16 protein-coding genes are annotated in these 17,990 nt (G+C 69.4%); 6 read left to right on the top strand and 10 right to left on the bottom strand.

Features of this window, described 5'->3' with window-relative positions; genetic code table 11:
• Positions 1–25 precede the first annotated feature (25 nt).
• The 3 genes from rsmG (at position 26) to AOP72_RS12625 (ending at position 2,957) form a co-directional block, all read left to right on the top strand.
• Complete coding sequence (rsmG, locus tag AOP72_RS12635) at positions 26–694, top strand: 16S rRNA (guanine(527)-N(7))-methyltransferase RsmG (RefSeq protein WP_238581703.1); 669 nt, start codon at positions 26–28, stop codon at positions 692–694.
• A 197-nt stretch (positions 695–891) separates the two neighbouring features.
• The gene (locus AOP72_RS12630) at positions 892–1,908 is read left to right on the top strand and encodes a ParA family protein (protein ID WP_084631959.1); all 1,017 of its coding nucleotides are present in this window, start codon (positions 892–894) and stop codon (positions 1,906–1,908) included.
• Positions 1,905–2,957: a ParB/RepB/Spo0J family partition protein gene (locus AOP72_RS12625; RefSeq protein WP_062137786.1), complete on the top strand. Its 1,053-nt coding sequence runs from the start codon at positions 1,905–1,907 to the stop codon at positions 2,955–2,957. Before AOP72_RS12630 ends, AOP72_RS12625 begins: the two co-directional genes overlap by 4 nt.
• 42 nt (positions 2,958–2,999) lie before the next feature.
• On the opposite strand, the gene AOP72_RS12620 is transcribed toward AOP72_RS12625, so the two are convergent.
• The 9 genes from AOP72_RS12620 to AOP72_RS12580 all read right to left on the bottom strand — a co-directional run bounded on the left by AOP72_RS12620 (position 3,000) and on the right by AOP72_RS12580 (position 13,336).
• The gene (locus AOP72_RS12620; RefSeq protein ID WP_062137783.1) at positions 3,000–3,929 is read right to left on the bottom strand and encodes a D-alanine--D-alanine ligase family protein; all 930 of its coding nucleotides are present in this window, start codon (positions 3,927–3,929) and stop codon (positions 3,000–3,002) included.
• A gap of 31 nt (positions 3,930–3,960) precedes the next feature.
• Positions 3,961–5,262, bottom strand: coding sequence for an aminotransferase-like domain-containing protein (locus AOP72_RS12615; RefSeq protein ID WP_062137780.1), 1,302 nt, complete (start codon positions 5,260–5,262; stop codon positions 3,961–3,963).
• Positions 5,263–5,365: 103 nt separating this feature from the next.
• Positions 5,366–5,584, bottom strand: a complete 219-nt coding sequence (locus tag AOP72_RS12610; protein WP_062137777.1) for a helix-turn-helix transcriptional regulator — start codon at positions 5,582–5,584, stop codon at positions 5,366–5,368.
• Positions 5,581–5,988 carry a hypothetical protein gene (locus tag AOP72_RS12605; RefSeq protein WP_062137774.1) on the bottom strand — a complete coding sequence of 136 codons (408 nt, stop codon included), beginning with the start codon at positions 5,986–5,988 and terminating at the stop codon, positions 5,581–5,583. The genes AOP72_RS12610 and AOP72_RS12605 overlap by 4 nt, the downstream gene beginning before the upstream one ends.
• 113 nt (positions 5,989–6,101) lie before the next feature.
• Entirely contained in the window at positions 6,102–7,427 is a 1,326-nt protein-coding gene (trxB, locus tag AOP72_RS12600) for a thioredoxin-disulfide reductase (protein ID WP_084631957.1), read from the bottom strand.
• Positions 7,428–7,529: 102 nt separating this feature from the next.
• Positions 7,530–8,903: a protein kinase family protein gene (locus AOP72_RS12595; protein ID WP_062137771.1), complete on the bottom strand. Its 1,374-nt coding sequence runs from the start codon at positions 8,901–8,903 to the stop codon at positions 7,530–7,532.
• 47 nt (positions 8,904–8,950) lie between these two features.
• The gene (murJ, locus tag AOP72_RS12590) at positions 8,951–10,642 is read right to left on the bottom strand and encodes a murein biosynthesis integral membrane protein MurJ (RefSeq protein WP_062137768.1); all 1,692 of its coding nucleotides are present in this window, start codon (positions 10,640–10,642) and stop codon (positions 8,951–8,953) included.
• Positions 10,635–12,776, bottom strand: coding sequence for a DUF6049 family protein (locus AOP72_RS13675; protein WP_062137765.1), 2,142 nt, complete (start codon positions 12,774–12,776; stop codon positions 10,635–10,637). Before AOP72_RS13675 ends, murJ begins: the two co-directional genes overlap by 8 nt.
• Positions 12,773–13,336: an NUDIX hydrolase gene (locus tag AOP72_RS12580; protein ID WP_084631953.1), complete on the bottom strand. Its 564-nt coding sequence runs from the start codon at positions 13,334–13,336 to the stop codon at positions 12,773–12,775. Before AOP72_RS12580 ends, AOP72_RS13675 begins: the two co-directional genes overlap by 4 nt.
• Positions 13,337–13,420: 84 nt before the next feature.
• On the opposite strand from AOP72_RS12580, the gene AOP72_RS12575 reads away from it, so the two are divergent.
• From AOP72_RS12575 to AOP72_RS12565, 3 genes are all read left to right on the top strand, one after another.
• Positions 13,421–14,893 carry a CCA tRNA nucleotidyltransferase gene (locus tag AOP72_RS12575; RefSeq protein ID WP_062137763.1) on the top strand — a complete coding sequence of 491 codons (1,473 nt, stop codon included), beginning with the start codon at positions 13,421–13,423 and terminating at the stop codon, positions 14,891–14,893.
• On the top strand, positions 14,890–15,459 hold the full coding sequence (locus AOP72_RS12570) for a hypothetical protein (protein ID WP_062137760.1): 570 nt from the start codon (positions 14,890–14,892) through the stop codon (positions 15,457–15,459). The genes AOP72_RS12575 and AOP72_RS12570 overlap by 4 nt, the downstream gene beginning before the upstream one ends.
• Before the next feature lie 197 nt (positions 15,460–15,656).
• Complete coding sequence (locus AOP72_RS12565; protein WP_152650421.1) at positions 15,657–16,481, top strand: hypothetical protein; 825 nt, start codon at positions 15,657–15,659, stop codon at positions 16,479–16,481.
• Between the two features lie 100 nt (positions 16,482–16,581).
• On the opposite strand, the gene AOP72_RS12560 is transcribed toward AOP72_RS12565, so the two are convergent.
• Positions 16,582–17,880, bottom strand: a complete 1,299-nt coding sequence (locus tag AOP72_RS12560) for an MFS transporter (RefSeq protein WP_062137754.1) — start codon at positions 17,878–17,880, stop codon at positions 16,582–16,584.
• Positions 17,881–17,990: the final 110 nt, after the last annotated feature.

The following is a 17,990-nucleotide window of genomic DNA, read 5'->3' as shown; positions in this document are numbered from 1 at the left end:
TTCACGTGAAACATTGGTGGGGATCGTGACGAACGACGGAGGGCCCGAGGGTGCCGGTGGGGACCTGGGGGAAGACCCGCTCCATCGGAGCGATGGCGTGCGTGAATTCTTCGGTGACGCTTACCCCCGGGTTGAGAGCTTTGCCCTCATGTTGGCCGACCAAGGCGTGTTGCGCGGACTGATCGGGCCACGCGAGTTGGCCCGACTCTGGGAGCGGCACATTCTCAACTCGGCTGCCGTGGCCCCATTCCTTGGCAACGGGACGATCGTCGACGTCGGTTCCGGTGCTGGGCTTCCCGGGCTCGTGATTGCCGCCATGCTGCCGGAACGCCGGGTGGTGCTCGTCGAGCCCATGGAGCGCCGCACGACCTGGCTCTTCGAGGCTGCCGAGCACTGCGGTATTGACAATGTCACCGTGGTGCGCGGCAGGGCTGAGGAGGTCCGGGAGGTGGTGGAAGCTGACGTGATCACGGCGCGTGCCGTCGCCCCCATCGACAAGCTCGTCAAGTGGTGTGCGCCGCTGTTGGCGGATGGTGGCGAGATGGCGCTGCTGAAGGGCCAGAGCGCGCCCGATGAACTCGAGCGAGCAAAGTATGTGCTGCGTAAGTTCGGCTTCGTGGGATCGGTCGAATCGGCGCCGACGCTGCCGGGCCTCGCTCCCACCACGGTCGTGCGGCTTCAGCGCACCGGGTGAGCGGCGTGGTCCGCCTCGATCGACCGGCTGGCGCTGCCGGCGCTATCCCCATAGTTATCCACACCCCGTTCATACGGGAAATCGAGGTTCTCCCCCGTGTTCATCCACAGGGGACGCCGGTCGCGACGAACCGGTAGAGTCGTGCGAGTGCAGTTCCAGCGGAGACTGTTTCACGTGAAACAAGCGGAAGGACAACAGTGACAGAGCCCACGATTGGCGCCACTGACCTGGGCGCCGAGCTGCCGGCTCGTCCGGCGGCGCCGTCGGCGGAGAGCACCACTGTTTCACGTGAAACGACCGACGCGTTCGGCGGGCTCGACCATGACGAAGGCAGCCCCCTGGCCAACGAGCTGATCGCGACAGAGCGCCTCCGCCGTGAGCTGGAGAAGTCCGACTTTCCACGCCCCGCGCACACCCGTGTCATCGCGGTCTCGAACCAGAAGGGCGGAGTGGGCAAGACGACCTCGACGGTCAACATCGCAGCGGCTCTAGCCAAGCGTGGCGCGAACGTGCTCGTGATCGACGCCGATCCTCAGGGGAACGCTTCGACTGCGCTCGGCGTGGACCACCGGTCAGGCACGCCCTCGATCTATGAGGTCCTCCTCGACGACGAGCCCATGGCCAACGTCGCCCAGCGATGCCCGGACCTGCCCACCCTGTGGTGCGTCCCGGCCACTATCGACTTGGCTGGCGCCGACATCGAGATGGTGTCCATCGTGCGACGGGAGTTTCGTCTCCACGGCGCGGTGAACGATCTCCTCGCCGGCCCAGGCAAGCGCCTCGACTACGTGTTCATTGACTGTCCGCCCAGCCTCGGACTGTTGACTCTCAACGCCATGGTGGTCGCTCACGAAGTGCTGATCCCCATCCAGTGCGAGTACTACGCGCTGGAGGGTCTGACGCAGCTCATCAAGACGGTGGACATGGTCAAGAAGCACTTGAACCGCGACATCGTGGTGTCGACCATCGTGCTCACGATGTTCGATGGTCGCACCAACCTTGCGCGGGAGGTCGCGTCCGAGGTTCGCAGCCACTTTCCTGACGAGACACTCGAGCACACCGTTCCGCGCAGCGTGCGCGTTTCTGAGGCCCCCAGCTTTGGTCAGACCGTCATCACGCACGACCCCCATTCCACCGGCGCCGTCGCCTACACGGCAGTGGCCCGGGAGATCGCGGCTCGGGGCACCGCCACGCATAGAGGAGAGCACCAGTGAGCAAGCCCAAGCGCGGCCTCGGTCGAGGACTCGGCGCCCTGATTCCGAGCGAGCCCGACGGCACCGATCAGGACAGTTCCTCTTCGACAGAGGGGCCCGGCACGGAGAACGGCACGGTCCCGACGAGCGGCAACGGGCGCGCGCAGCGTGAGCGCCCGCATGATGTGTTCTTTGAGTCGAGCGGCACTCGTGACGACGTTGACCTGGTCCCCGTGCCAGGTGCGAGGTTCGCCAGCATCGATCCCCACTCGGTCACTCCGAACCCCCATCAGCCCCGTGATGTCTTCGACGAAGACGCGATGGCCGAACTCATCGGCTCGATCAAGGAGATCGGCGTCCTGCAGCCGATCGTCGTGCGACCCCACCCGGATGGCACTGGCTACGAACTCATCATGGGAGAGCGTCGCCTCCGGGCGACCATCGAGGCCGGGCTCGAGCTCATCCCCGCGATCGTGCGCGACACGGTCGACACCGCGATGCTCCGCGACGCGCTGGTGGAGAACCTTCACCGCAGCCAGCTCAACCCCCTCGAAGAGGCCGCCGCCTATCAGCAGCTGCTCGACGACTTCGGCATCACCCATGAGCAGCTCGCCGAGCGCATCAGTCGCTCACGCCCGCAGATCACCAACACGCTGCGCCTGCTGCGCCTCCCGCCGCTCGTGCAGCGACGCGTGGCTGCCGGCGTGCTCAGCGCAGGTCACGCCCGTGCGCTGCTGGGGCTCGAGAGTGCTGATCAGATGGAGACCCTCGCTCAGCGCATCGTGGCAGAGGGCCTGTCGGTCCGCGCGACCGAGGAGGCCGTGACGCTGGGCGTGGAGAAGCCGAAGCCCACGCGTGGCCAGGTGCGAGCGGGAGGACGCACGGCTGCCCTCGACGAGCTCGGTTCGCGCTTGGGCGACCGCTTCGACACGCGCGTCAAGATTCAACTGGGCAAGGCTCGCGGCAAGATCACCATCGACTTCGCGTCGGTGGAGGACCTGAACCGCATCGTCGGCGTGCTCGACCCGAAGGACCCGGGTGTTCTTCAGGGCGGTGCAGACGCCCCGTAGGGCATCTTTACCAGGGGTGGAGCAAGGCCCGGTCTGCTGCGCTCAGACGAGCGCGGCGCGGACGATGTCCTCGTAGATCTCACCGATGTCTCGCGGGTCGGCGACCGCTGCCTGGGGCAGCAACGACGTCTCGGTCATGCCTGGCGCGATGTTGACGTCCAGCACCTGTGGATTGCCCTCGTGGTCCAGGATCATGTCGACGCGGGACAGATCACGAAGGCCCATGACCCGATGGACGGTGAGGGCCGCCTCGGTGACGCGGGCGGCATCGGCCGTCTCGAGCCTGGCCGGCGTGAAGTACTGGACCCGGCCAGCGTTGTACCGGGCGTCATAGTCGTACGGACCGTCACAGACGATCTCAACCGGAGGCAGGGCGGTGGCCTCGCTCCCGGTGCCGATGACCGAGACCGCGACCTCCGTGCCGGCCACGGCGGTCTCGACCATCGCGTTGTCCCCGTACGCGAAGCAGTGCACCATCGCGCGGGACAGTTGAGCACGATCCGTCACCAGCGACACTCCGAGCGCCGAGCCACCTCGAGCGGGCTTGACCACGAGCGGCAGGCCGAACCGCGCCACGATGGCGTCCATGACCTGTTCGGCGCCCACTTCTCGGAACAGCGACTGCGGAAGTGTGACGAAGTCAGGGGTGAGCACCCCCTCTCGGCCGTACACGGCCTTGGCGACGGGCTTCACCCATGCGACGCGGGCGGCCTTCGAGCGAGTCCCCACATAGCGCGCGCCTGCCAGCTCGAGCAGTGCCTGGAGCGATCCATCCTCACCGGAGGAGCCATGGAGAAGGGGCCATACCACGCCATCTGCCAGGGACGATAGTGTGCCGAGCAGACGAGTGTCCACGTCCTGCACCTGGACCTTGATGCCGCGGTCGCGGAGGATCTCGGCGACTCGACGGCCCGACCGCAGCGACACGTCGCGTTCGTGAGACAGGCCTCCTGCCAGAATCAGCACGTCCATGGGAGCCTCCTGAGGTCGGTTGCGAAGGGGTTCATGCGATGTCGGGAGAGGGGAACTCGACGGTGTCGCCGCCCGTGCCCTCGTCGGTGCCGAAGATGCGCACGGTCTCGAGCTCGGCGTCGACGACGGTGGACAGTCGTCGCACGCCCTCCTTGATGCGTTCCGGCGTGGGGTAGCAATAGGACAACCGCATGTGGTCCGCGCCCTGGCCGTCGTAGTAGAACGCCGTGCCGGGGACATAGGCGACGCGCTCGGTGACCGCGCGCGGAAGCATCGACTTGGCATTGAGGCCCGGGGGGAGCTTCACCCACACGTAGAAGCCGCCGTCGGGGACGTTCCACGACGCATCGGGAATGTGCTCCTCGAGGGCGGAGATCATCGCATCGCGACGCTCGCGGTACTGCTCGCGGAACTTCTTGATCTGACCCTGCCAGTCGGCGTGGTCGAGGTACGCCTTGATCGCGAACTGCGACGCATTCGAGGGGCAGAGGATCGCAGCCTCGGACGCGAGCACCAACTTCTCGCGGACCGCGTGGGGCGCGACGGCCCACCCGACACGGTAGCCCGGAGCGAACGTCTTGGAGAATGACCCCAGGTAGATCACGCCATCTTCGCTCATGGAACGCAGTGCAGGCAGAGGGTCACGATCGAAGCCCAGCAGCCCGTAGGGGTTGTCTTCGAGCACGAGTACGCCAAAGCGGCGGCAGATCTCGAGGATCAGGGGACGGCGCTCCAGCGACAAGGTGACCCCGCCCGGATTGTGATAGTTCGGCACCGTGTAGAGGAACTTGACCCGCCGGCCCTCTGACTGCAGCCGGACGAGCGTCGCCTCGAGCGCCTCCGGGACCAGCCCGTCCGCATCCATGGCGACGTGAACCACGTCCGCCTCCTGCGCGCGGAACACGCCGAGAGCGCCCACGTACGACGGTGCCTCCGCGACCACCACGTCGCCGGGATCGATGAAGATCTTGGTGACGAGGTCCAGCGCCTGCTGCGAGCCGGTGGTGACCACCACATCGTCCGGATGCGCCGAGATGCCCTCGAGCGCCATCACCTGGGTGATGTGCTCACGCAGGCCCTCATCCCCCTGGCCGGACCCGTACTGGAGCGCGACCTCGCCCTGCTCGAGGACCAGCCGCCGAGTCATCTCGGCAATCTCCTCGAGCGGCAACCCACCGATGTACGGCATGCCGCCCGCCAGTGACACCACCTCGGGCCTGTTGGCCACGGAGAACAGCGCCCGGATCTCCGACGCGCGCATCGCGTGGGCACGGGCGGCATACGAGTCGAACCAGGGGTCCAGTCGCGTTCCGGGGCCGTCGGGTGTAGTCATGCGGGCAAGTCTCCCACGCGCCAGGGCGTCCACGCGAAGAGGCTGGGCCGGTGCTCGCAGAGGGGTGCCACCAAGGCCACGGGTGGACTCGGGTGAAGCCCCGCTACTGCGGCGCGGGTGGCGCGTCGCAGCCCTCCGGTTCGAAGAGCTCCTCGATGGGGACGGCGAAGAGGGAGGCGAGGCGGAAGGCCAGCGGCAGGCTCGGGTCGAACCGACCCTTCTCGATGGAGATCACGGTGAGGCGGGTGACGCCCACCAAGTCCGCGAGGTGAGCCTGCGACCAGCCTTCCTGCTGACGGCGCTCTCGCACCGAGTTCTTCACGACCGGACTGCCCGTCCACGCGCGAGGGCATAGCGAGCCATGGTGGAGGTGAAGGCGATGAGCAGAATGGCCAGCAGCACGAGCGCCGTTGGCAGCTCCACCCTGGTGATGGAGACGGCTGCGAGGCTGAGCCCGACCACGATCACCAGATCGTTGGCGGTGCCGGCCAGGGCCCTGTTCAGCCAGGTGGTCTCAACCGAGTCTGACGCGTGCGGCGACTCCGGCACCGTCTTGGGCGCGATGATGAGGATCCAGCTCAGCGCCACTCCGAAAGGGAGTGCCGTGGCGGCGAACACGATTCCGGAGAGGAGGGGGGCGACGGGCGAGAGGAGCCACGCGAGAACACCGACCGTGCCTGCGACCGCCACGCCGGTGACGCCTGTGAGAATCCGACGAACGATCATGATTCCTCCTTGTATAGCGAACTATCCGTATAGGTCACTATACACACGAGCGGGCCGATGCACGAAGGGGCCGGCTCCGCACTCGCGGAACCGGCCCCTCCAGCAACGGAGTCCTAGGCGATGACCTCGTCGAACAGGGCGCTCAGGGCCGGCTTGGGCTTGGCGCCCACGACCGACCGGACGAGCTCGCCCCCCCTGAAGACGTTCATCGTAGGGATCGACGTCACGCCGTAGGCCATGGCGAGCTGCGGGTTGGCATCTGTGTCGACCTTGACGATCTTGATGCGGCCCGCGTACTCCTCCGCGAGCTCGTCAAGGATCGGGGCGACGGCACGGCAGGGACCGCACCACTCCGCCCAGAAGTCCACGATCACAGGAACGTCAGACTTGATGACCTCGTCCTGGAACGTGTCCTCGGTGGCGGCGATGGGCGTCGTGGGTACGGCCCCTGCGGGCGCCTCCTCGGTCACGACGGCAGCGGGCACCTCTGAACCGCTCGACTCCAGGTCGGCGAGTGCGTCCAGGTAGTGCTGGGCGTCGAGAGCGGCCGCGCAGCCCGATCCGGCTGCGGTGATCGCCTGGCGGTAACGGTTGTCGACGAGGTCACCACACGCGAAGACTCCCTCGACGTTGGTCGCCGTGGTGCGGCCGATGACCTGCACGTAGCCCTCGGCATCGGTGTCGACGACGCCGGCGACCAGCTCGGAGCGAGGAACGTGGCCGATCGCCACGAACAGCCCGGTCGCGGGGACCGTTCGCTCCTCGCCTGTGGTGACGTCGCGCAGACGCACGCCGGAGAGCTTGGCGTCACCGTCGAGCCCGGCCACCTCTGAGTGCCAGGCGAACTCGATCTTGGGGTCGTTGATCGCGCGATCAGCCATGATCTTGGAGGCGCGCAGCTCGCCGCGCCGGTGGACGACGGTGACCTTGGAGGCGAACCGCGTGAGGAAGGTGGCCTCCTCCATCGCGGAGTCGCCACCGCCGACGACCACCACCTCCTGGTCGCGGAAGAAGAACCCGTCGCAGGTGGCGCACCAGCTCACACCCTTGCCCGACAGGCGCTTCTCGTCGTCCAGACCCAACTCGCGATACGCGGAGCCGGTCGCAAGGATGACGGCCTTCGCCGTGAACTCCTTGCCAAGCGCAGTCTTGACGGTCTTGATGGGACCGTCGAGCTGGAGCTCCGAAGCATCGTCGAACATCACCTCTGCGCCGAATCGCTCTGCCTGGCCCTGCAGGGTCTCCATGAGCTCAGGGCCCTGCACGCCATCCACGAAGCCGGGGAAGTTCTCCACCTCGGTGGTGTTCATGAGAGCGCCACCGGCGGTGATCGAGCCCGCGATGACCAGCGGCTGCAGGCCGGCGCGCGCGGCGTAGATGGCGGCGGTGTAGCCGGCGGGGCCGGAGCCCACGATGATGACGGTGCGAGTGTCGCTCACGGTGCTTCCTTCACTTGAGTGGTCGGGTGCGTGCGGCACCCGGCTTGATAACGAATCGTAGGCGGTGGTTCTTCCCTCATCCGCAGTGGGCCGATGCGACGGTCAGCCGTCCCCGGACACGCTAGGCGAGGGAGACGGCGTATAGGTGAACTCCGGGTAGCTGGGGGGTGGATTGTTCCGCCGGTCGAAGTCGGGCTCGAAGGGCGACAGCAGCATCGACAGGGCGACGATGGCGACGACCACGGTGATGGCGAGGAAGACCCCGACGAGCACCGGACCAGAATTGAGCGGAGCAGGTCGCTGGGCACGATGGCGGGCGCGTTCCAAGGCCGTGCCGAGCGCGGCCGAGTCCGGCCACCGGCGCTCGAGCCGCTCCAGCAGGGCCTGCGCGGCAGAGGGCGGGACGTCGGCGTTCTGTTCGGACGCGATCTCCTGCCACGTCTCGAGCGCGAGTGGCTCGTCGGCCTGACGGGCGGCCGCGCGCCGAGTGTGCTTCGAGTACTGCGCGGCGACCTCTGGGGGCACGGGGACGCGGCCATCCTCCGCCTGTTCCGCGAGCATGGCGGCCCGGTCGACGTGGTCGGTGCGGACCTCCTGCGCGACCTCGGGGACGGCGAGTCCCGCGGCGATCGCGGCTGCGGCATCGTGTTCCGCGTGGGCGAGCGTGTCGTGGGTGACGGCGACCGCTGGCGCGGCCGTCGGCGGCGCGGCCGTCGCTCCGGCGCTGGGCGCGCGAGGCATCCCGCGCATGGCTCCACGCAATGACCGCAGCGCCGCCGCATCGGCCGGACCTGCGGCCCGGACGATCTCGGCGAGCGTCTGCGGACCCGTGCCCGCCACCGTGGCGAGCGCAAGGGTGCGTGCGGGAGAGGGAAGAGTCTCTGGGACGTCTGCGGCCGTGACCGCATCGGGATCCATGCCGGTGAGCAGAGCGAGGTGGAGGCGCCCGAGCGCGACCGCATCGGAGTGCTCCGAATGTCCTCGCCCGAGGCCAGCCTGCGTCGCGAGCTCGCCTTCGGCGTCGAGCCCGGAGACGATGATCCGACCCGCCGGCGTCACGGTGATGGATGAGGCACGCAGGTATCCGTGGTGCACGCCCGCGGCGGCGGCGACCGTGAGGGCGCGGGCCGCCTCGCCGATGATGGACGACGCGAGGCGCGGAGGCACGATGCGGTGGCCCGCGACCTCGGCGATGGACAGCCCGACGGGGCGTTCGGAGACGACGTACGTGATCCGCTCGTCGCCCACCGTCTCCCGACCGGACGCGATCACCCGAGCGAATCGGACATCCCTCACCTGCGCGGCTCGCACCGCGGCGCGGCGGACGGCCGAGGGGGCGAGCGACGCGAGGACGTCGACGGTGACCTCGACGTCCCGGCGTTCATCGTGAGCGATCCACCGGTCCACGCCCGGAAGATCGTGGGGCTCACGGCGACGCAGAATGAAGCGGCGACCCAGCGTCGCTCCTGCCTCCACGTCTCATCTCCCCGGTGTCGCCTGTCCCCTAGCGGGGAGATTCCATCCTAACCGCGACGGAGACGGCGCAGGAGCGGACGAGCGGCGTCCCGGGCCTCCTGAACACGGAGCAGCCACAGGCCGCCCGCGTACAGCGCGAGCATCACCACACCGCCAGCCAGGACCACCAGCAGGGACGTCAGCACTCCGTCCAGTCCCGAGAACTGGGTCGCGGGGGGGACGTACCTCAGCAGCACCCACACGACCGCGCTCGCCCCCACGGCGGCTATCGCCGCCTTGGAGTGAACCGCGAGGATGCGCCGGCCATCGAGTCCCCCCAGTCGCCTGCTCAGCCCACCTGCGCGGAGCACCACGCCCACGAGGTTCGACACCGCGAGACCGAGGCCCACGCCGACGGTCCACCAGCGCGGCTCGGTCCACAGCCGGAACGCCCAGGCCACCCCGACCCACGCGATCGTCATCGGGATGTGCATGAAGAAGATGGAGCGCGCCTCTTCGAGCACGAAGTACACGCGCTTGAACAGCACCGTCGCGCCCAGCGGCACGAGTCCGATCACCATCGCGCTCATGACCCAGGCGACTGACTGGACCTCCTCCGAGGTCGCCGTGGGCAGCGCCACCCGCGCGACGTACGGCGCGAAGAGGATCATCGCTGCGGTGGTGAACACGGTGAGCACTCCCGCAGTTCTCAGACCGCGCGAGAGGTCTCCCCGAAGAGAGGCCATGTCACCTCGTGCGGCATGTCCCGCCATTGCGGTGTACATCGCGGTCACCAGCGAGAGGGTGATCACCGAGTGCGGCACCAGGTAGAGCGACAGCGCCTGGGTGTAGGCGGCATTGCCCGCGATCTCACCGCCGGCGTCGGCGCCCGGTGCCGTCGCCGCCGCAGACGCGACCTGCATGACGAGCAGCACCCCCACCTGCTCGACGCCCACGGCGGCAAGGGCCCACGCGGCGACGCGGCCGATGACGGTGAGCTCTCCCTTGGGGCCGCGCCATCGCCAGTGCCAGCGGTAGCCGCCTCGCACCAGCGGAATGATGAGGATGAGCGCCTGCGCCATGATGCCCAGCGTGGCGGTGCCGCCGATGAGAGCGATCGCGCCGGGAGTCCACTCCTCGGGTGCGAGCGGGTTGGCTTCGTCGAACGGCCCAAAGAACGCGAGGAAGGCGAGCAGTCCCGCGATCGACACGATGTTGTTCAGCACCGGAGCCCACATGAACGGCCCGAACTGGGACTTCGCGTTGAGCACCTGGCCCAGCAGCGTGTACAGGCCGTAGAAGAACAGTTGGGGGATGCACCAGTACGCGAAGGCGGTCGCGAGGGCGAGCAGCTCCGGTGACCAGTTGTCGGTATAGGCCGCTACCCAGACCTGCGCCGTGACGGTGAACGCGATCGTGGCGCCCAGCGTGATGACCCCGCCGATGGTGAGGATCCGATCGACAGTGCGCTCCCCGCCCTCGCGATGAAGAGCCTTCACGATCTGTGGCACCAGCGCGGCGTTGAGCACTCCCGCGGCGAGGATCGCAAAGAACGCATTGGGCAGCCGGTTCGCCGCGTCGTACGCGTTCGCCGCGTCGGCGTTCAGGCCGATGGCCGCGACCAGCAGCATGCTGCGCACCAGCCCGAGCACTCGCGACGTGGCGGTGCCGGAGGCCATGATGGCCGAGGAGCGGCGCAGCGAGGTGCGCGGGCGGGGTTCCGGCGATCCGGCCGATGCGTTCTCGGGCGGTTCAGTCACGTCCGGTCCCGGGGGAGGTGTGCGAGGCGTCCTCGTCGGGCTCATCGCTGTCGAGATCGCCGGCGGCCTCACCGTCGTCGTCGCCGTCCTCGAAGGGGACGTTCTCGGTGTCGCCATCGGGTTCGGTGGTAGGAGCCGGCGCGGGTTCGGCGCGCGTGTCCCGTCGGCCGCGGCGGGCGGTCCTCACCAATCCGGCGACGAGCAGCAGGACCAGCAGGACAGAGAACACGGCCGTGGCGGCGTTGCCCCAATCCGCACGCACGCGGACCGCGAACGTCTGCGCGTCGCTCGCCGGCAGGCCGTCCGTGCTGCGGAGCACGACCGCCACCCGTACATTCGCGCTCGACACCGCCTCGACCGGCACGAGCGCGGCGCCTTCTGCCCCGGCGGGCACGGTGATCGTGGGGCTCGCCAGCACCTGGAGGTTGGGCGAGAAGCTGGTCAGGTCGACCCGCACGTCCACGTCGTGATCGAGCCCATTGACGATGGTCACGGGGATCTCCCCTGACTCGGCCAGCAGGTTCAGGTCCGAGCTCTCGGCGATCCGCAGCGATGCCAGCGTGGCATCGACGCGCGCGAGAGCGGCACTCACCGCAGCACCGCGCAGTCCGGGATTGCTGCGGTACCTCACTGCGGCGCCCTGGAGCAGGTCGGTTCCCCAATCGGCGAGGGCTGCGGACGGAGACGTGGTCGCAGACGAGAGCGTGGTGAGCTCCACGAGTGCAGCGGCCAGCGCCGCCACGTCGTTCACGGCGAGGTCGGCATCGGTCCCCAAGGTGGCGGGCAGCGTCACCGGGTCAGCGTCCGTCTCGAGCAGCGCCGAGACCGGGAGGGGGTCCACCCACGGCGCGGTCATGAGCGACTCGAGGACGTCCGAAGGCGCGGAAGAGCCCGGGCGCCATGAGTCGTCGAGCACCGCGAGCACCGGCGCGCCGTCGGCCTCGTCGGCGAGCAGAGCGGACTCGGCGATCACACGCGCCTGGGCCGCCTCGGTCCCGGGCCGGTATTGGGCGATCGCCCGGCTGAGGCTCGCATCGGGCACCAGCACCAAGGCGTCGCCCGCCCGGGCGACTGCCGCATCGGCCTGCTCCTCGAGATCCTCGAAGCCCTCTGCCTCCGGCAGGGCGAGGACCGCACCCGCGCCGAGGGCGGAAGCCGCGTTCGTGCTCGCTGCGTCGAGCGCGGCAGGCACCGCGAGCCACGGCGCGCTCCCGATGCTCGCCAGATTGGTGCCCGCGGGCACCGACAGGGCCAGATCCATGAGCGTCGTCTCGCCTGCGTGTGCGAGAGAGGTGAGGTCAGGAGATCCGCTCGCGAGGCGCCACGACTCGCGCACCACCAACCCGGAGTCGAAGGCCATCGCGTTGGTCACAGGAGCGGGGTCGACCGCGGTGGTGACCCCCGCGACATTGGAGGCGCCGAGCTGGTTGGCGACCCGGTTCTGGGTGCCCGCCGCGGTCGAGAGCGTCGTGAGCGTGAGCTCGGGCACCGCCGCGCCCTGCCACGTGAGCGGAACGGCGTCGACCGCGATGGGACCGTTCGCCGTCTGCAGGGTGAGCACGGCACCGTAGACACCCCAGCGCCCGGCGGGCAGTCCGAGTTCTGACGGGCTCGCGCCGATGGTGACGGTGCGCGAGGTCCCTGCGGCGATCGTGACCCCCACTGGCTCCGGCTCGGCCTCCACGTCGTCCTCGGCCCCGACGACGCCCGGCAGGTCCGCCGGAGTGGATGCCGCGGTCTCGGCGGCGGTCTCCTCCGGCGGCTCGGGTTGCTGCGCTGCGAGCCGCGAGGAGAAGGTGGAGGGGTCGGCGAGGAAGGCGTCGAGCGCCTCGCGGTCTCCGAGCGGCTGCTCGGTGAGCCTGAGCTCCACCACCACGTCGTCGACGGGCAGCGAGCTCCGATTCGTGGCCGTGATGGTCGCAGTCAGGCGCGACGACGGGTCCAGGGCCGGGGAGGCGAGATCCACCAGCCGTGCCGTGAGCATGCCCGTCGGCTCGATGGTCTCCGGGGGCAGCGCATCGGCCGACGCAGACGGGGAGGCGCTGGGCTCAGGGAGCTCGGCGCTGACCGCCGCGGGTGCGGCGGCGGTCAGCAGGACGAGGCTCGCCGCGAGCGCGGCGACGATACGGCTCACGTCGGGATCGCCAGCAGCTGGGCCGCCACCTGCGCCATCTTGCGTTCGTTGGGGAACGCAAGACGGCTGCCGAGGTCGGCGACAGGAATCCAGTCGGCCACCTCGGCCTCGTGGTCGGGATCGTTCTCGGTGGTGATGATGCCGCCCTTTGCTTCGAGGAGGAAGTGGTGGACGACCTTGTGCACGCGGCGATCGTCGCCCGTGAACCAGTAGTCGATGACGCCGATGGGCTGGATCACCTCGGCGTCGATGCCGGTCTCTTCCGCCACCTCGCGGATCGCGGCCTCCTCCGGGGTCTCGACGCCCTCGATGTGGCCCTTGGGCAGGCACCACTCGAGGCGACCCGCGCGGTTGCGGCGGCCGATGCAGGCGGCGAGAGCCACACCATCCTCGACCTTCACCGCGATGCCGCCCGCAGATGTCTCGTTCGACACGGGCAGCTGCGCCGCCCGCAGCACATGGCCGTCGCCCCTGGCCTGACCGGCCCGCCGCTGGCGCAGCGAGTGCCCCGCCGGTGGGCGGGGTGTCGCTCCGGGGCGCGGATCGGACGGATGGGGCATGCGCCAACTCTAACGAGGCGCGCCGGGACCCGGAGCAGGCCGCGCGGTGAGGGCTTGGTGAGGGCCACCGGGCCGGTGTCTGGGATGCTGGTGCACGTGACTGACCCCATCCCCATGCCCCCCATGGACGTGCTGCGCCGCCGTGCCGCGTCCCTATGGGAGGCGCTGCCCGCCTCCATCCTCGAGCTGGCGGAGGTATTCGACGCGGCCGGCCACGAGTTCGCACTGGTGGGCGGACCGGTCAGGGACGCGTTCCTGGGCCGGTCGTCCTCCGATTTCGACTTCGCCACGTCGGCACGACCGGATGACACGGAGCGGCTGCTGCGGACGTGGACTCGCTCCACGTGGGACATGGGTCGAGAGTTCGGCACCATCGGCGGCCGACGCCGCGACCTCGTGGTGGAGATCACGACGTTCCGCGCCGACGAGTACGACGGCGAGACGCGCAAGCCGGTGGTGGCCTTCGGCGATTCGCTCGAGGGCGACCTGGCGCGGCGCGACTTCACGGTCAACGCGATGGCGGTGCGGCTGCCGTCGCGCGAGCTCGTCGACCTGCACGGCGGGCTCGAGGATCTGGGTGGCGGGCTGCTGCGCACCCCGATCGAGCCCGACGTCTCCTTCGGCGACGACCCGCTGCGCATGATGCGGGCCGCGCGCTTCGCGTCGCAGCTCGGCTTCGACATCGAGCCGGCGACGTTCGCCGCGATGTCTCGACTGGCCGAGCGCATCGGCATCGTGTCCGCCGAGCGCGTGCGCGAGGAGCTGACCAAGCTGATGCTGGGCGCCTCTCCACGCGCGGGCCTCGGGGCGCTGGTCGACTCCGGCCTGGCGGCACACGTGCTGCCCGAGCTGCCCGCGCTGCAGCTCGAGGTCGACGAGCACCACCACCACAAGGACGTCTACGAGCACACGCTCACGGTGGTCGACCAGGCGATCGCGCTGGAGACGGGTGCTGACGGACCGGTGCCGGCTCCCGACCTGGTGCTTCGCCTGGCGGCGCTGATGCATGACATCGGCAAGCCCCCCACGCGCCGGCTCGAGCCGGGGGGCGGCGTGAGCTTTCACCACCACGAGGTGGTGGGCGCCAAGATGACGGCCAAGCGCATGAAGGCGCTGCGATTCGACAAGGACACGACTCGCGCGGTCTCGCACCTGGTCGGGCTGCACCTGAGGTTCCACGGCTACGCCGACGCACGCTGGTCAGATTCCGCGGTGCGCCGCTATGTCACTGATGCCGGAGACCAGCTGGAGCGCCTGCATCGGCTGACCCGGGCGGACGTGACGACGCGCAACCGGCGCAAGGCCGACCGTCTGTCCTTCGCGTACGACGACCTCGAGCAGCGCATCGCCGAGCTGCGTGAGCGCGAGGAGGTGGACTCGATCCGCCCCGACCTCGACGGCAACGCGATCATGGAGATCCTCGGAATCGGCCCCGGGCGCGACGTGGGCGCGGCGTACCACCACATGCTCGAGCTGAGGATGGAGCACGGACCCCTCGACGAGGAACGGGCTCGATCGGAGCTGCTGGCCTGGTGGGCGGACAGGAACGCCGGATGATCTTCCTGGTCGTCTTCGCCGTGCCGGCGGTCGCCGGACTGGTGGCGCTCGCGTACGGCCTGGTCTGGCTGACCCGCCCCGATGCTCGAGCCGATGTCGCGCGGCGGTATCCATTGCGGACCCTGACGTGGCTGATGGCCGTCCCGGGCGGTCTGGCCTCGGCCGCCGCAGCGTTCTTCGGCATCGGCTTCGCGCTTGACGGAGGCTTCAGCGACGGGTTCTTGACGGATGTCGTCGGCCGCTTCGCGATGCCCACGCTGGGTCTCTTCGGGCTGGTGTGCGCGATCGCGGTGATCGTCGTCGCTCACCGTGTCGCATCGCCGCACCGGCGGTCACGCCCCTGGCTGATGCTCGCGTTCGGTGCTGCGCCCGTGCTGTTGGTCTTCGTGATCGCCGCGGCGTCGCTCGCGGCCGACTCGCTCGGCGCGTTGTCGGGACTGGTGCTCGCGCTGGGCGCGACGACGAACGCACTGATGGCCGTCGCATCGGCCGCCGTGCCGTCCACCCCGCCGTTGTCCACCCCGCTCCCGCCGACGACCCCACCCGCACCTCCCCTTCCCAAGTAGGAACGTCGGGACTCGTTTCCTGGACCGACCGACTCCTGTAGGAAGTCCAGGACTCATGGGGTCACATGCTCCTCCACAGGCGGCGTCGACCCGGGCGCCGCTGGGCGCGATGACGGGCTAGACCGGAGCGCATGAACTCAGAGCTGCACCGGCTACTTGACGGCATCGGGCCCTGGAGCCGGTCGGAGCTTCTACGCGTGATGAGCAGGAATCGCCTGACGGGAGCCCTGGGCCGTGGCGAGTTGGTCCGCGTGCTTCCCGACCTTTACTCGCTCGCCATGCACACAGACTCGCGTCAGGTGAGAGCCCGTGCGGCATCACGGTGGGCACCGGCGGGGTCCGCCGTGACGGGGCGCGCCGCCCTGGTCGAGTGGGGCGTGCTCGGAGAGGGTGCCGAAGAGGTTGGACTCGTGGTGCCGCGGGGCTGCCACCGATCCGTCGTGCCGTGGCTGCACGTCACCAGCCAGACGGTTCCGTGCGAGCGATTCGATGCCGGCGCGGGCCTTACCTTGGTGGGGCCCGCGGACGCGTTGATCCACGCGTTTGCACGCGAGCCACACCGGACGCGGGCAGACCTGGTCTACCGAGCCTGTGCGAACGGCGTGTCGGCGGAGCGTGCCATCGCCCACCTGGATCGCCTGCCTCGTGCCCGTGGGCGTCGCGCCCTGCTGGGGATGCTCGGCCTGGCTGCCAAGGGCGTCGAGAGCTACCTCGAAGAGCGGGCCGTCACCAGGGTCTTCACGGGTGACGCATTCGCCAGCGTGATTCTTCAGCATCGTGTCAGGGTCGCCGGGCAGTCGTTTCGCATCGATGCCTTCCACGCCAAGTCGGGCACCGCCTTCGAGGTAGACGGGGACGGGAGCCACTCCGACGCGGCCGCCCAACGGCGCGATCGCAGGAGAGACGCGCTACTCGCGACGAGAGGCGTCCTCACAGTGAGGTTCTCGTTTGTGGACGTCATGAACCGGCCGGATTGGTGCCGTGCAGTGGCATTGGATGTGCTGAAGCGGCGTTCGACCTGAGCGATGAGTCTTCATGTTCCTCCAGGGTGCGGGAGGTCGCAAAGACGAGTCGCCAGGTTCCTACTTTGGGCTCGGGGTGTGGGGTGCCGACGGCTGGGGGTCAGCGCGCAGGGACCGGCGCGGGTTCGCGCGGCGCGCGGGCGAACGCCAGCGCCGTCGCCACGTACAGCGCCACCAGCACGGCCATCACGGCTCGCGAGTAGCCGTCGTCCGGAAGCACCAGGCCGCCGATCACCGCGCTGGAGATGAACGCCACGTTGTACGCCATGTCGTAGAGAGTGAAGGCGCGACCGCGCACCTCGTCCTCGGTGTCGCGCTGCACGATCGTGTCGACCGCGATCTTGGCACCCTGCACCGCGAAGCTCACCACCACGGCGGCGGTGAAGAGCGACCAGGGCTCCATGGAGAGCGCCAGGGCGGTCTGGCCCACGGCGCCCACCCCGAGGCACAGCACGATCCATTGGTGACGGGTGAAGCGCGACCCGAACACCGGGGTCAGCACCGCGGCGGCCCCGAACCCGACGGCGGCGAAGGCGATCACGAGCGTGAAGTTCCCCAGCGCCTGTTCGGGCCGGTCAGGGTCGCCGAGCACGTGGCGAGAGATCAGAATGGACGCGACGAACATCACCCCGTACAGCAGCCGCTGCGCCGCCATCACCAGCAGCGCGTGGAACGGCGTCACGCGTGCGTGCAGGTAGCGAACGGCGGTGCTGAGCTCCGTGCCGAGTTCGCGCACCTGCGCCCGCAGCCGCAGCTGCTCGAGCGGGTGCACGGGACCCAGCGAACGGCGCCCCAGCAGCAGTGTCGCCCACGAGGCGAGGCCGAATGCGATGCCGCCAGCCATCAGCGCGGCGAACGCGAGGCTGGCGTCCGAGGCTTGGGGCGCAACGAACGTCACGATCCCTCCGATGGCGCCTCCGATGGCGGCCGCGACCGTGCCGAGCGTGGGCTGGATCGCGTTGGCCGCGAGCAGGTCCTCGGTCGCGACCACGCGCGGGATGCCGGCGGACATGGCCGCGAGCAGGAACCGGTTGACCGAGAGGGTGAGGAGAGCGACGAGGTACAGCGTCCACACCGGAGCGTTCGCCACCAGCAGCGCGCACAGCGAGGCCACCAGGGCCAGCCGCACCATGTTCCCCACCAGCAGGATGCGCTGCCGCTGCCATCGATCGATGAGCGGCCCCACGAACGGCCCGACCAGAGTGAACGGCGCCAGCAGCACCGCGAACCCCGCCGCAATGGCCCCGGGGCTCGCCGCCGTCGTGGGGTCGAAGAAGAAGGCCGCCGCGATGCCCACCTGGAACATCCCGTCGCCGCCCTGAGAGAGCAGCCGCACATACGTCAGGCGGCGAAACCCGTCCGAGCGCCACAGCCGGGAGAGATCGCGCGCGAACGACATGGCGTCAGCCTAGGGCCAGACGCGAGGGCGGCACGGCGCGCCCTTCCTTGCGGCCGATGCGCGGGCGGGGCCATCGCGCCCGCGCCACGGCAGCGTGGCGCACCTGGGCG

Source organism: Demequina aestuarii (assembly GCF_000975095.1).
GTDB classification, from domain to species: Bacteria; Actinomycetota; Actinomycetes; order Actinomycetales; family Demequinaceae; genus Demequina; species Demequina aestuarii.
This window is presented reverse-complemented; position numbering and strand designations above follow the sequence as displayed.